Genomic DNA, 14,253 nt, shown 5'->3' on the forward strand with positions numbered 1-14,253 from the left:
CATGGATCTCGCTTTCAACGCCGCAGAGCGCGCCTTCGAGAAGGAAGTCCGCGACTTCATCGCGGCCAACCTCACGCCGGAGATGAAGCGCGCCACCGCCCTGACGCCGTCGGTGTTCTCCGACCCTGATATCGGCATGGCCTGGCAGCGCGCGCTGCACAGGAAGGGTTGGGGCGCACCGGGCTGGCCGGTGGAGCACGGTGGACCCGACTGGACCCCGGCGCAGCGCTGGATTTTTGAGGCCGAATGCGCCCGCGCCGGCGTGCCCAATGTCAATGTCATGGGCGTCAAGATGGTTGGCCCCGTCATCATCGGCTTCGGCTCGCCCGAGCAGAAGAATTTTTATCTGCCGCGGATTCTCTCCGGCGAAGATTACTGGTGCCAGGGCTATTCCGAGCCGGGCTCCGGCTCCGATCTTTCCTCGCTGAAAACCCGTGCCGTGCGCGATGGCGATGACTACATCATCAACGGCACCAAGATCTGGACCACGCACGCCCATCATGCCAACCGCATGTTCGCGCTGGTGCGCACCAACGAGACCGAGCGGCAACAGGACGGCATCTCCTTCATCCTGATCGACATGAAGACCCCGGGCATCACGACGCGGCCGATCCTCACCATCGGCGGCGACCACGAAGTCAACCAGGTGTTCTTTGATGATGTGCGCGTCCCCGTCGCCAACCGCGTCGGCGAGGAAGGCAAGGGCTGGACCTACGGAAAATACCTGCTCGAATTCGAACGCGGCGCCGGCATCGCCTCGGCCAAGCTGCGCGACGCGCTGAAGACGATTTCGGACCTCGCCGAGTCCGAAGTCACTGGCCGCGCCATCGATGATCCCGATATCGCGGTGCGGATGTCCGAGATCGAGGTCGATATCGATACGCTGGAAATGACTGAGCTGCGTGTGCTGTCGGCGCTGCAGACTGGGCAAAATCCCGGCGCGGTGTCGTCACTGCTAAAGCTGCGCGTCAGCGAAATCCGTCAGGCGGTGACGCGGCTCGGCGTCGACGTGATCGGCAATGACGGGCTCTATGTCGAGCCGGTGCGGCCGCTGTATAGCCTGAATGAGACGCCGGGAATTCCGGAGGAGTTGCTGCCGGTGGTGCCGGAATATCTCAACGGACGGGCATATACGATCTTCGGCGGCTCGTCGGAGATCCAGCGGGACATCGTCGCGAAGATGGTGCTGGGGCTTTAGCTCACCCGTCATGGCCGGGCTTGTCCCGGCCATGACGAGTTGAGAAAGCGCGCCTTACGCCCCCGCCCTCGCATCCCGGATCGCCTGCCATACCTTCGCCGGCGTCAATGGCGTGTTGAGCTGCTTGATGCCGAGTTCGCTCAAGGCATCCATCACGCCGTTGGTGACGCAGGGCGGGCCGCCGATGGCGCCGGATTCGCCGCAGCCCTTGGCGCCGAGTGGATTGGTGCGGCACGGCGCGGAATCATCCAGCATCACCGTGATCGGCGGGATGTCGTCGGCGCGCGGCACGCAGTAGTCCTGATAGCTCGCGGTCAATAGCTGACCCTCCTCGCTATAGGCGACGCCTTCGTAGAGCGCCTGGCCGATGCCCTGGGCGATGCCGCCATGCACCTGGCCAGTCACCAGCATTGGGTTGACGACAACGCCGACGTCGTCGACCGTGGTGTAGCGCACCACCTTGCTGACGCCGGTCTCGGGATCGATCTCGACCTCGCAGATATGCGTGCCGTTCGGCCAGCTCGGCCCGTCGACTTCGCCTTCACTGTCAACCGAGAGCCGCGCGCCATCCTCGTTCTTCGCGATCTCGAACAGGCTGATGCGCTTGTCGGTACCGACCACAATCAGCCAGCCATCGCGATATTCGATATCTCCGACCGACGTCTCCAGCACGTTGGACGCCTTCTCGCGCGCCTTCTGGATCATGTCATTGCTGGAGACCGCGACCGCCGTGCCGCCGACGAACAGCGAGCGCGAACCGACGCTGCCGAAGCCGGTGGCCAGGTCCGTGTCGCCCTGCACGACATCGATCTTGTCCAGGGAGATGCCCAGCGATTCCGAGATCATCTGGCTGTAGGTGGTCTGCAGGCCCTGCCCCATCGCCATGGTGCCGGAATGCAGGATGATGCGGCCCTCGGCGGTCGCATGCAGGCTGACCTTTTCGGTATGCGCGCGCCCGCCGGTCCATTCGATGTAGCTGGTGAGGCCACGCCCGTAGAGTAGCCCCTTCTTCTTCGCCGCCTTCTTGCGGGCGGCAAAACCATCCCAATCCGAAAGCTCCGCAGCGCGCGACAGCATGTGCGCGAAGGCGCCGGAATCGTACACCTGGCCGACGGCGTTAGTGTAGGGCAGTTGCGCCGGCTTGATGTAGTTGACCTTGCGGATGGTGCGCGGGTCCATGCCGATCTGGCGCGCGGCCGCATCCATCAGCCGCTCGACAATGAACACCGCCTCGGGGCGCCCCGCCCCACGATAGGCGCCGACCGGCGCGGTGTTGGTCATCACCGATTTCACCTCGAAATGCACCAGCGGCAAATCGTAGACCCCGGTCTGCACGAACGGGCCGAGCACCAGCGGAATGATGTTCGCGGTTCCCGACGAATACGCGCCGGTGCCGCCGATCGAGCGCACACGATAGGCGAGCACGCGGCCCTTGGCGTCGAGCGCGAATTCGCCGGTCGAGGTGAGATCGCGGCCATGGGTGCCGCCGACGAACTCGTCGGTGCGGTCGCCGCGCCAGCGGATCTTCTTGTTCAGCTTGGTCGCGGCGTAGGCAACGATGCCGTCCTCGGGATAAAGGCTGGTCTTCTGGCCGAAGCCGCCGCCGATATCGCCGACCAGCACGCGGACGCTGTCCTTCGGCCGCTTCAGAATGGATTCAGCGAGCAGGTCCCTGGTCGAGCCGGGGGTCTGCGACTGCACGTGCAGGATCAGCCGGCCGGTCTTCTTCTCGATCTCGGCAATCGTCGAGCGCGGCTCCATCGCGGAAGGCACCAGCCGCTGGCTGACCAGATCGAGCGAGACTTTATGCGCGGCATTGGCGAAGGCCTCTTCGACCTTGGCCGCATCGCCGTAGCTCATGGCGGCCACGATGTTGTCGGGCGCCTCGGGCCATACCACCGGCGCGCCGGGCTTCACCGCCTCGACGGGATCGACCACCGAGGGCAGCACCTCGTATTCGACGGCGATCGCTTCGGCCGCCGTCTGCGCCTGCACCCGCGATGTCGCGACCACGGCGGCGACGGCCTCGCCGGCATAGCGCACGATTTCATGCGCGAGCAGCCGGCGCGGCGGCACTGTCATCGGCGTGCCGTCCGGCCGCTTGAAGATCGCGAGCGTCGGGAGGGTGCCGATATCGTCCTTGAGCAGGTCCGCGCCGGTGTAGATGGCTGCGACGCCGGGCATCCCGGCGGCATCGGCGGTATCGATCGAAACGATTTTCGCGTGAGCATGGGGCGAGCGCAGCAGGTGCAGCCACAGCGCGCCGTCCTCCGGCTTGTCGTCGATGAACTGTCCCTTCCCGGTGAGCAGTCTCTGGTCTTCCAAACGCTTGACCGGCTGGCCCGCACCAAAACGCATATTGCCGGGAAGAATGTTCATCAGTTTGTCCTTAAAGCTTCTGTCGGATCGGGCGCGGTTTTAGCGGTTTTTTGGCCCGAGACAACTCATTCAATCCGCTGCAATAAATGCGCCAAGCCCGCGGCACGCGTGTCGCGGGCTTGTATGATTCTGTCGTCAAAAAAGAAGTATCAGCTGCGGCCGATGTCGACGATGTCGATGGTAATGTCGCGCGTCTGCGAGCCGCGCTTCAGGCTGATGCGAATGCTCTTGCCGGCGCCGACTTGCTCGATCTGATCGGTCAGGTCGGAAAGCCGGTGCACCGGCTTGCCGTCAACCTGGACAATGACGTCGCCCAGTGCACCCGAGTTGAAATCGACGCCGCGAATGCCGGCGCGTTCGGCCGGGCTCCCGGGCGCGGTACGCACGATGATTACCCCTTCGACGCCTAACCTGGTCGAGACGGCTTCGCTGGCGGCGATAATCCCGATCCCGGGCGTCGGCACGCGGCCGTTCTTGATGAGCTCGGGGACCACGCGATTGACGATATCGACGGGCACCGCAAACCCGATGCCGGCGCTCGATCCCGACGGCGAGATGATCGCCGTGTTGACACCGATCAGCCGCCCCGCCGAATCCAGTAGCGGCCCGCCCGAATTGCCGGGATTGATCGCGGTGTCGGTCTGGATCACGTTGGTGATCTCGCGGCCGCTGCTGGTCGGCAGTCGGCGCTTGAGCGCGCTGATGATGCCGCTGGTCAGCGATTGATCGAGGCCGAAGGGATTACCGATCGCAAATGCAATTTGACCTACCTTGAGGTCGTTAGAACTGCCGAGCGCCACCGGCGGCGGTAACTGGCGCGGATTCCTGATCCGCAGCACGGCCAGATCGTAGTTCGGTGCTACGCCGACGATTGAAGCTTGCGCCACCTCGCCCGAGGCGAAGCGAACGGCTACCTCGCGGCTATTTTGCACGACGTGATTGTTGGTGACCACATGGCCGCTACTGTCCCAGACAAACCCGGTGCCGGAGGCTGCCGGACCTGAGGCCGCCGGGCCTTCCTCTTCTTCGAAGGGATTGGCCACGCCGGATCGCGCCGCGACCTGAACGACTGACGGCGAGACTCGCTCGAAAAGCTCGATGTTTGCGCGCTCGGCATCGGACAGCGGACCGCGCTGGTCGACGGTTCGGGCGGTGGTATTGGTCCATGGGCTGTAGCGAATATTGGAGAGGGTCAGCGCCACCAGTACGGCTGCGATGACGGCTAAAGAAAGCGCAAAGCGACGGTTCATTGATCACTCACCTGGCAATGCCGCTCGCGTGCGAAGGGCAAACGGAAGGCATGTCCGGATAACCAAACACCCAGAGCAGCCGAAAGTTTCTGATCTTTCAGAGACTTGCTGGCGCGCCGAAGTTGGCTTTCCAGCAATGATTTAGGTAGGGCGATGTGCCCCGCAAGCCGCTTCCGCCACCATTGAAACCAAATCTTCCTGTTCCCATTGTCAGAGAGCCGCAATCCGGTGTCGCCGGCGGATCTCTTCGTCAGGCGAGTGTCCCGAGGCGGCTTCGTGTGAAGGCGCGGATCATGAACAACAATCCGATGATGAACAACAAGACGCGTTTCAACGTCGGGTATGCGATCGCCGCCATCTTGGCAATCTTCCTGATCCAGTATTTCTTCTCCGCGGCAAGCCAAATTGCCGTCATCCCCTACAGCGAATATCAGCAATTGTTGAAGCAGGGGAAGGTCGCCACCGTCGGCATTTCCGACCGCACACTGCAAGGCACGTTGAAGGAGCCGTTGTCCGGCGGGCAGAAACAGTTCCTCACCACTCGGGTCGATCAGGAGACCGCGCAGGAGCTTGAGAAATACAACGTCCGCTTCACGGGCCAGATCGAGAGTACCTTCCTGCGCGACCTCTTGTCATGGATCATGCCGGTGCTGCTGTTCTTCGGCCTGTGGTGGTACATCGGCAAACGAACCATGGAAGGCGGAGGTTTGGGCGGCGGGCTGATGGCGATCGGCAAGAGCAAGGCCAAGATCTATGTCGAGGCCGATACCGGCGTGAACTTTGCCGACGTCGCCGGCGTCGACGAAGCCAAGGACGAACTGCGCGAGGTCGTCGACTTCCTGAAGAATCCGACCGACTACGGACGGCTCGGAGGACGCATGCCCAAGGGAGTTCTGCTGGTCGGACCGCCCGGCACCGGCAAGACGCTGTTGGCCAAGGCCGTGGCCGGCGAGGCCAAGGTGCCGTTCTTCTCGATTTCAGGTTCGGAATTCGTCGAGATGTTCGTCGGCGTCGGCGCGGCGCGGGTGCGTGATTTGTTTCAGCAGGCGCACCAGAAGGCTCCGGCGATCATCTTCATCGACGAGCTTGACGCGCTCGGCCGCGCCCGGGGCATCGGCCCCTTTGCAGGTGGGCATGACGAGAAGGAGCAGACGCTCAATCAGCTCCTGGTCGAACTCGACGGTTTCGACTCGCGTTCCGGGCTCGTCATCCTGGCTGCCACCAATCGACCGGAAATCCTCGATCCAGCGCTCTTGCGAGCGGGCCGCTTCGATAGGCAGGTGCTGGTCGACCGGCCCGACAAGAAGGGCCGCGTTGAAATTCTCAAGGTGCATATGAAAAAGGTGCAGCTCGATGCGAGCGTCGATGCCGAGGCGGTTGCGGCGCTGACTCCGGGATTCACGGGAGCCGACCTCGCCAACCTGGTCAATGAAGCCGCCTTGCTGGCTACACGCCGAGGCGCCTCTGCGGTCGGAATGACCGACTTCAACAACGCAGTCGAGCGCATGGTTGCGGGGCTGGAAAAGCGGAACCGGCTGCTTAATCCGAAGGAGCGCGAGATCGTCGCCTTTCACGAAATGGGCCACGCGCTGATCGCACTCTCGTTGCCTGGCGTCGATCCCGTGCACAAGGTGTCGATCATTCCGCGTGGCGTCGGCGCGCTCGGCTACACCATTCAGCGCCCGATCGAGGACCGCTTCCTGATGACCAAGGAGGAGCTGGAGAACAAGATGGCGGTGCTGCTTGGCGGCCGCGCGGCCGAGTTGATCGTGTTCAACCATCTGTCCACCGGTGCCGCCGACGACCTTCGCCGCGTCACGGACATCGCCCGCAGCATGGTGACGCGCTACGGCATGTCCGAAAAGCTCGGCAGCGTCGCCTACGAGCGCGATCCCGGCAATTTCCTGGCCGGCGCCGACCGGCCCTTCCCGACGCGCGAGCGCGATTATGCGGACGAAACCGCTGCAGCAGTCGACGAGGAGGTTCGCGCGATCGTCGATCGGGTGTTCGAACGCGCGCAAGGCATCCTGAAGGCGCGCCGCGCAATCCTGGACCGCGCAGCGAAAAAATTGCTGGAGAAGGAAACCCTGGAGCAGAGTGACCTCGAAGCGCTGATACGCGAAACGCCAAAGGAGGCGCTGCGGGCGATCTAGCCTTATCCGAGATCGCGCAGGGCCGCCTCGACCACCTTGCGCTGGTCTACCGTCAACGCCGCCTGCGGCGGGACCGGGTCTCCGACCGGATAGCCCTGAATCTCAAGTCCGGCCTTGATGCAGGCGGCGAGATTGAAGCGCGCAAAGACCTCATTGATACGCCAGAGCCTGCTTTGCAGCGCCATCGCTTCATCCCAGCGCGCCGCCTTGCAGAGATTGTAGAGTTCGACGCTCTGCCGCGGAATGATGCAGGCAGGGCCGGCCATCCAGCCGAGCCCGCCGATCAGCATCACCGCCGCCGGAATATGGGCGGACGCGGAGAAGACCTTGATGCTGTCGCCGCAGCGATTGATGATCGACAGCAAGCGGCCGGTATTGGTCGAGGCATCCTTAATGTAGCCGATGCGCGGATGGGTCGCGAGCCGTTCGATGACATCGAGCGTGAGATCGGACCGCTGGAATTGTGGATTGGTGTAGATCACGACGGGAATGTCGACGGCGTCGGCAATGGCGCGGAAATAGGATTCGACCTGCGCGTCGGCGATCGGAAAATACGCCTCCATGATCGCGAGGATGCCGTCGGCGCCGAGCTTCTGATGCGCCCTCGCCTGCGCCACCGCATCCGCCGTCGACGTCGAGGCGACACCAGCGACGACAGGCACGCGGCCCCTCGCCGCCTCGATCGTTGCCTGCACCACGCTCGCGCGCTGCGCCTGGTTGAGATAGGCGAACTCGCCGGTCGACCCGAGCGGCGTCAGCCCATGCACGCCTGCCTTGATGAGATCATCGCACAGCCGACCCAGCACATCGGTGCGAATTTCGCCTGATACATCGACCGGTGAGACCAGATAGGGAAAGACGCCGTGGAAATCAGCCATGGTGAGAGAGTGCCTCGCGCGGAAACTTTCTCCGCCATGGCTATCCGGAACGGCCGGGCAAGGCAACGCTTCCGAAAACGCCGAGCGTGTCTCCGTCATTTGCGCTCCCGCAGCCAGGCATCGATCGCCGGCAGCACACCTCGATGTCGATTACCTCGACGCCGGGAAGCACAAGACTCTCGACGTCAGGTCTCAGCTCGATTGAATAGTTGTCGGCAGCTTGCCCGGCGCGCTCGAACGAAAAAACTCGCGCGGCACGCAAACAGCAATAATCACTGCGAGCATTGCGCCGAGATATCGCGTCAAGGATGCCGTCCGGCTTCGCGCATGCGCCTGTGCCCGCCGGCGCCGCGAGGTGCCGGATCATACGCCGCATCACCCGCCGGGAAACTGCTGGCAGGCGCTCCGTTACGCGGCATCAGGCCACAACACGCTGGCCAAAAGATGTCCACACTTGTTCACAGGTTCTAACGATTTAACTCACGATAATTTCACGACTTTCTTCGCAATCTTGTCGCCTTGACCAAGCGCGAGACAGGTTTGATGGTTGTGCAGAAGGTCGCTGACGCATCCTCTCTCCGAACTTCAGAGCTCAATACGTGCGCCTCTAATCCAGCGGCGAATACTCCCGGCTTTCGTCACTTCCTCGGCACACCGGCGCCTTCACAACGCTTCCGCGCATTCGGTGTCGATCCGCTCTGTTCGCCTGCACACCATGTAAAGCTTCGTGGACTGATGCATCGCCTGTCGCGGCGAATGGATGCCGCAATTAAATGGCCGCCACATCACGCTCGATCGGCGGAGCGCTGGGAGAATCCCTTCATTCCCTCCGGCTACACCTATCTGCTGCAGTTCATCGCGCATGATCTGGTTCACTCGGCGATTCCGCTTTCAGTCGCGGGAGGACTCGGCCGCGGGACAGCCAACGCCCGCCGCACGCCGCTTCGGCTGGAGACGCTATACGGCAGCGGCCCTGTCGGATCGCCGCACATCTATGCGCTCGACGCGCCGAACGACGACCGCCGCACCAAGCTGCGTCTCGGGCGAATGCGCTGGAAGGAGAACGAGCCCGCGAGCGGTTGCCCGTTCCGCGACATCGCGCGGACACCGGCCGAGAACGTGACGGGGATCGACCGCAGCATTGCGGGCGTTCGCGTTGCGCTCACCGAGGCGCTGGTCGCCGATCCGCGCAACGACGATCATGCCGTCATGTCGCAGCTCACTGCGCTGCTCGCACTGTTGCACAACGGGCTCGTCGACATCATTCGCGGCCGCGAAGATACTGCCGGGCCGAACGGCCGGTTCAGCGCAGCCTACAAGCGCTTCCTGTGCGCCCGCAGCGCATTGACGGCCATCTATCACAACATCATCCGCAACGACCTGATGCAGCGGGTGATTCATCCGGCGATCTACGCAAGCTACTGCGGGCCTTCCCCCCACTTCATGGATCGGCTCGCTTCGGCCGGCCGCCTCGCGCCCGCAGATTGGGAAATTCCGTTCGAGTTTTCGCACGGCGCGTTTCGCTTCGGTCATGCCATGGTGCGACCGGAATACCAGATCAACGACCTGTCGCTCCACGATCTCAACAATACCCTCGAAAAGACCTCGGCGAACGATCCGGGCAACATGCCTCTCGACGAGACCTGGATGGTGCAATGGTCGCGCTTCTTCGAGATCAACGGGTCGACGCCGAACTTCAGCCGCCGCATCGGGCCTCATCTCAGCGATGGGCTGGGCAATGACCAGATCTTTCCGCCGTTCGACGAAACGGCACGGGTCGGCCTGCTCTATCGCGACCTGCTCGGCGCCGGCGTCGCCGGCATGTGGTCGGTAGACGCATTGATTGCCGAGATCGGGGACAGGCGACCGCATTTGATCGCCATGTCTCGCCTGCTTGCCGACCGCGCCTACCGCGTCGATCAGCTTCGCGAATGGCTCGTCTCGTCACAGACCTACGGCGCGCTGACAGACGAGGACGTCGAAACGCTTTCGAACGATCCGCCGCTGCCGTTCTTCGTCCTGTTCGAGGCGATGCAGCAGACGGAGGGCCTGCGGCTCGGGCTGCTCGGTTCGATCATCGTATCGGAGGTGATATTCGGGGCGCTCGCGAGCGACCCGCAGCCGGCCGGCGGCCCGCTCGCCGACCAACTGGATCTGATTTCCCGCGAATTTTACCTGGCGAACGTACTTCAGGACATTCCAGACATCTCAAACATGGCTCGACTGGTGGAATTCACCACCGAGATTGCCGATCTGCGGCAGGCCGTGCCCGCATTTTTGTGAAGCGGGATTCTCCGCTTCACTCAACCCGGAGGAGTAAGAACGATGGCACTCGAGAGAATGCAAGTCACCAATCATGAGCGCTGGGGCAATCTGGTGAAGACCTGGTCGACGGGCAAGAACTACCTCGACGACGACAACGAATATCCGATCCCGACCAGCATCGACGAATTCAAGGAGCAACTCGCCAAGGCGCAGGTGTTCATGACGGTTCCGGACCGCTACACGAAGGTACAGTTCGTCGAGCAGCACCTGGACACGATCGTCGTGCGCCTGCCGCCTGCGGTGGCGATCGCGGACTCCGAAGAGAAGCTCAGCAAGCCGGGCGCAACCTATCCGCTTCCGCCGTTCTACAAACGGCTGTTCAACGGGATGGATCCGGTAATTCCGGAAGCTGAGAAGTTCAAGGTGCACGCCGAGCGTATCGGCGACTACACGATCAGCTTCTGCGCCTAGAGTATGATCCGGAAAAGTGGATACCGGCTTTTCGAAAAGATCATGCTTGGATCAAACAAAAGAGCGAGATGACGATTCGAAGAAAAGTCATCACGCTCTAGTCAGAGCTGGACGATATCTCCGACAGGAAGCCCTGCGCCGAGCAAACCTCGACGAAGGGTTTCCCGTCGCTCGCTCACGCTGATCGGGTGAGCTTGCATGACCCACCGAACCACCGCCTCGTCGGTCGGAACGGACGTGCCTACCCAGAACGAGCGCAGTCCGTTCACGAAGCGCTGACCTTCTTCGCGCGCCCTTTCCAACTCACCGAGGTAGAACAACGTGGCGGTCCTCCATGCCGGCAAGATCCGCACGATGCTATTGGCACGGTCGCAGGCCTCGAGGGCTCCTTCATAGTCGCCACACAGAAAGCGAATGGTGCCATGATATGCCCATTCGAGATAGGAAGGCGCCGGTGAGACCGTCAGCGCCTGATCGGCCCTCAGCCGAGCCTGCTCGATCGATCCGCAAAGGGCGTCATAGTGAGCGCTGGACAGCAACGTCCACGGATCGTTGTCATTGAGCTCGCAGGCGAGCGTCATGTGCGGCGCAGCCTCCGTCTCGCGAAGCGCCATCACATAGGACCAGCCGCAGCACAGATGTGCCCTGGAATCGACTGGGTCCAGTTGAACGGCGGTCTTCGCCAGTTCGAGGGTCGCCTTGGCCTTGTCGAGATCGCGAAAGACCCCGGGATGCACCAGATGCTCGATGTTGTTGATCTGCACGAGGCTGCTGTAGCAGGGCGAGAACCCCGGATTGTCACGGATCGCGTCGCGGAAGATCGCGACCGCCCGCCGCCAGCTTTCAGGGTCGAATTTCGACATGAGGTTCTGTCCGCGCAGCCAGCGGTCGTGCAGATCGAGCGACACGTCCGGCTCGCCGGCGAGCCGCATCAGCCGTTCCGTCGACAACTGCACGTTCAACGAAGTCGCGATCCGGCGGATGACGCGCTGCTGCGTTTCAAACCAGTTGCCGAGGCCGAGGCGGAAGCTTTCGCTCCAGATATAGATTCCCGTGGTGTCGTCCCGCAGCACCATCACGATATTGATCTCGGCGCCTGCCTGATAGGCAGTGGTCTCGATGCAGTATTGGGGCGCGGAGTCCGGCGCGGGAAGCACCATCGCGGCCGGCGGACGGTCGACCACGCTCCATTCGCGGAAACGTACGAGACAGGCGGCAAGATGCTGGGAGAACCCCTGCACCAGATGGCTGTGATCCTCATCGACACCGTGCATGGCAAAGGGGCGCAGCACGAGGCGCGTCTTGGCAGATGCATTGACCGCTGATGACATCGGAACTGCCGGCTGAACGGCGGTCCCTCTGATCATTCTGACGGCGAATTCGTCATTCGCCGCCGACGCCGCCCGATCGGCCGGCGCGCGTTCCAGAATGCCGAGCTTGATATTGGCGACGAGCTCTTCGGTGGCCGACGACGGCTCCATCGCGTAGTCGCGGTCCAGCAGATCCCACAGCGCCTTGTAGATGCGCAACGCACCGGCCGTATCGCCTTCTTCCGCATGCGCCCGCATCAAATAGCGGCAGGCATATTCATGGGTCGGATCGAGATTGACGATCGCAGCCGCGATCCTCTTTTTGGCATCGGGGGGCACGCTCGCGGAGGTCAAGCCTTCGTCGAGATTGCGCATCAGCCGTTCATGGATGGTCTGTCGCTTGGCCAGCACCCAGACCCGGAACGAGGGGTCGAGATCGTCCATCCCTTCGAGCAGCCGGCCATCGAGCTGCGGCGTATCGAGCAGCAGCGGGTGAACGCGCCCGGTTTCGGCGAGTCGAATCACGCTTTCGATGTCGACTTCGATTCGCCCGGTCTCGAGACCGATCAACAGCCGCTCCGCGACGAAACCGTCATAGCCGGCCTCCTCGAGCGTGGACCTCAGTTCGCGCACGACCTGACGCAGCGAAGCACGCGCCTTTTCCTCGTCCGAACGGCTCCAGAGCAGGCCGACCAGCCGCTCGCGGCTCTCCTGCTTCGCCTCCGATAGCGCGAGGTAACTCAGGACGGCGCCGGCCTTGCGGGTTCGCAGTTCGATCGCACGGCCGTTGAACCGGACCCCGAACCGACCGACCAGCGATACCGACAGACGCGGCGCGCTTTCGGGCACCGCCGCGGCGTTGTCTGATGTCATGGCGTTGGCACTGGCCGGCATGTAACGGCTTCCGGACCCGGTTGGTTAATTCCTGCCAGTCTATATCAAAGCAACACCCCCGGTATAGATTGCGCCGCCGCCGGTTCGCGCCATCGTATCCTGCAGCCTAGCCGTGACGATTTCGGAGGGCTCCAGTTGCAGGCCCGGGGCGATCACGCGGACCACCGGAACGGCGAAGCGCTGGCGCGTGAGTTCGATACAGAACGTCTCGACTCCCAGTCTTTCCAATCGCTGTACGATCAATTCAAATATGGCGCTCGCTTCAGTTGCGTGAAGCGGCAGATGGGCCGCGTGCTCCGCGACGGGCTGCAGCAATCTGCACTGGTCGGTGTCGATGGCTGCGCGCTGCAGGTGGATACGATCCTGTGCATTGAGCGCGCCGTCACCACGCTCGCGGCGTTTGGTTGCGACGATGGCGTCGGCCAGTTCGAGCTGACACATTTCCACAATCGCGGAGCGCACCGCAGCCTCGAGCGCCGGCCGCGCCGCGAGGCCGAAGGCAAAACCCGAACCATCCGACCGGCAGGAGACCGCCGCGACGCAGGGCACGCCGATATCCGTCGTGATATCGAGTAGCCATGTCCGGCGCTGCGCTGCTGCGCCGTGGCGAAGCCTCTGCAACAACTCTTTCGCCACGAGGTCGGCTTTATGCTGCACCGGAATCGATCGCGGCAAGCGACCGCCCCTCCACCACAGGCTGGCCGCATCGCGTTCGATCAATTCAAGGAGGCCGCGCAGCGCTGCGGCATCCCGCGACGGACCCGCGGCTGAGCCGATGCTCAAGGGGTATGGCGGCGCGAAGTCGCGGTGTGCCGGCGGACGCCGCAGACAGATATCCGCCGGAAGCAACACTTCGCCGCCGTCGGTCACGCGCGTTGCGCGACACCAGGAACGCACCCGCTCCGGTTGCATGCTTCGTTCCGAAAGCACGGCAACCAATTCCAGCGCCTTCGGACCGAGTTTCCCAGCCCAATCGTCGATGCCGGGTTTGAGCAACAGGTCGGTACCGGCCTGCAATTGAGAGAGATACTCTATACCCTCGCCGATGCAGCCCTGGAATGCTTCCTGCAACGTCAGACCGACGCCGGAAACGCCGACCATGGGGCATCCGTCATGCAAGGGATCGGCAAGCGCCGGATCGAATTGCGCACCAAAGCTGATCAGGCCAGGCGCATCGGGCGCGACCAATTCGAACACACGCGAAAATCGCGAGGCAGCGAGAAGCAAATGGGAGCGATTCGCGGTTTCCGAATCAATCTGGCCACTGGATTTAACGCCGTATTCCAGCGCCCGTAGCACAAGTTCGGCATCGTGATCGCCAGCCGCGTCCGATTCGTTGCCAAGAAGCAACGCTGCCGCGCGTGCAAGCAACTCTTGCATCGAATTTTCGGTACCGCTCACGGTGACCTCACGACTTGACGCGCAGACTCAGGGCGTAAGGCAAGCCCCGCCTTT

The 14,253-nt window shown here is 62.9% G+C and carries 9 protein-coding genes; 4 read left to right on the forward strand and 5 right to left on the reverse strand.

The features are described 5' to 3' along the window. Position 1 precedes the first annotated feature (1 nt). Positions 2–1,198 (forward strand): acyl-CoA dehydrogenase family protein, encoded by a 1,197-nt coding sequence (locus tag AC0QUY_RS07055; protein ID WP_161852027.1) that lies wholly within the window; start codon positions 2–4, stop codon positions 1,196–1,198. Positions 1,199–1,252: 54 nt separating this feature from the next. Here AC0QUY_RS07055 and AC0QUY_RS07060 read toward each other — a convergent pair whose 3' ends face one another. Both AC0QUY_RS07060 and AC0QUY_RS07065 read right to left on the reverse strand, forming a co-directional pair. Beyond that, entirely contained in the window at positions 1,253–3,577 is a 2,325-nt protein-coding gene (locus AC0QUY_RS07060; protein ID WP_475386294.1) for a xanthine dehydrogenase family protein molybdopterin-binding subunit, read from the reverse strand. 149 nt (positions 3,578–3,726) lie between these two features. After that, a complete protein-coding gene (locus tag AC0QUY_RS07065; RefSeq protein ID WP_161852025.1) occupies positions 3,727–4,827 on the reverse strand; it encodes a S1C family serine protease in 1,101 nt (366 codons plus the stop codon). Between the two features lie 311 nt (positions 4,828–5,138). Between AC0QUY_RS07065 and ftsH the strand changes: the two genes are divergently transcribed. Then, positions 5,139–6,980 carry an ATP-dependent zinc metalloprotease FtsH gene (gene ftsH / locus AC0QUY_RS07070; protein ID WP_474416253.1) on the forward strand — a complete coding sequence of 614 codons (1,842 nt, stop codon included), beginning with the start codon at positions 5,139–5,141 and terminating at the stop codon, positions 6,978–6,980. Positions 6,981–6,982: 2 nt separating this feature from the next. Here the strand turns inward: ftsH and AC0QUY_RS07075 are convergent, their stop codons facing one another. Then, on the reverse strand, positions 6,983–7,858 hold the full coding sequence (locus AC0QUY_RS07075; protein ID WP_475386453.1) for a dihydrodipicolinate synthase family protein: 876 nt from the start codon (positions 7,856–7,858) through the stop codon (positions 6,983–6,985). A 756-nt stretch (positions 7,859–8,614) separates the two neighbouring features. Between AC0QUY_RS07075 and AC0QUY_RS07080 the strand changes: the two genes are divergently transcribed. Further along, on the forward strand, positions 8,615–10,141 hold the full coding sequence (locus tag AC0QUY_RS07080; RefSeq protein WP_475386295.1) for a peroxidase family protein: 1,527 nt from the start codon (positions 8,615–8,617) through the stop codon (positions 10,139–10,141). A 42-nt stretch (positions 10,142–10,183) separates the two neighbouring features. Then, a complete protein-coding gene (locus AC0QUY_RS07085) occupies positions 10,184–10,594 on the forward strand; it encodes a hypothetical protein (protein ID WP_161852023.1) in 411 nt (136 codons plus the stop codon). A gap of 101 nt (positions 10,595–10,695) precedes the next feature. Here the strand turns inward: AC0QUY_RS07085 and AC0QUY_RS07090 are convergent, their stop codons facing one another. Both AC0QUY_RS07090 and AC0QUY_RS07095 read right to left on the reverse strand, forming a co-directional pair. After that, a complete protein-coding gene (locus AC0QUY_RS07090; protein WP_161852022.1) occupies positions 10,696–12,798 on the reverse strand; it encodes a BTAD domain-containing putative transcriptional regulator in 2,103 nt (700 codons plus the stop codon). Between the two features lie 39 nt (positions 12,799–12,837). Further along, positions 12,838–13,995: a YcaO-like family protein gene (locus AC0QUY_RS07095; RefSeq protein WP_161852021.1), complete on the reverse strand. Its 1,158-nt coding sequence runs from the start codon at positions 13,993–13,995 to the stop codon at positions 12,838–12,840. Positions 13,996–14,253 lie beyond the last annotated feature (258 nt).

The organism is Bradyrhizobium sp. WYCCWR15520 (assembly GCF_056174665.1).

What these genes read in the sequence shown, in the direction of transcription:
- AC0QUY_RS07055 (WP_161852027.1), top strand. Translation starts at nt 2, where the DNA reads ATGGATCTCGCTTTCAACGCCGCAGAGCGCGCCTTCGAGAAGGAAGTC.
- AC0QUY_RS07075 (WP_475386453.1), bottom strand. Translation starts at nt 7,858, where the DNA reads ATGGCTGATTTCCACGGCGTCTTTCCCTATCTGGTCTCACCGGTCGAT.
- AC0QUY_RS07060 (WP_475386294.1), bottom strand. Translation starts at nt 3,577, where the DNA reads ATGAACATTCTTCCCGGCAATATGCGTTTTGGTGCGGGCCAGCCGGTC.
- AC0QUY_RS07090 (WP_161852022.1), bottom strand. Translation starts at nt 12,798, where the DNA reads ATGCCGGCCAGTGCCAACGCCATGACATCAGACAACGCCGCGGCGGTG.
- AC0QUY_RS07080 (WP_475386295.1), top strand. Translation starts at nt 8,615, where the DNA reads ATGGATGCCGCAATTAAATGGCCGCCACATCACGCTCGATCGGCGGAG.
- ftsH (WP_474416253.1), top strand. Translation starts at nt 5,139, where the DNA reads ATGAACAACAAGACGCGTTTCAACGTCGGGTATGCGATCGCCGCCATC.
- AC0QUY_RS07065 (WP_161852025.1), bottom strand. Translation starts at nt 4,827, where the DNA reads ATGAACCGTCGCTTTGCGCTTTCTTTAGCCGTCATCGCAGCCGTACTG.
- AC0QUY_RS07085 (WP_161852023.1), top strand. Translation starts at nt 10,184, where the DNA reads ATGGCACTCGAGAGAATGCAAGTCACCAATCATGAGCGCTGGGGCAAT.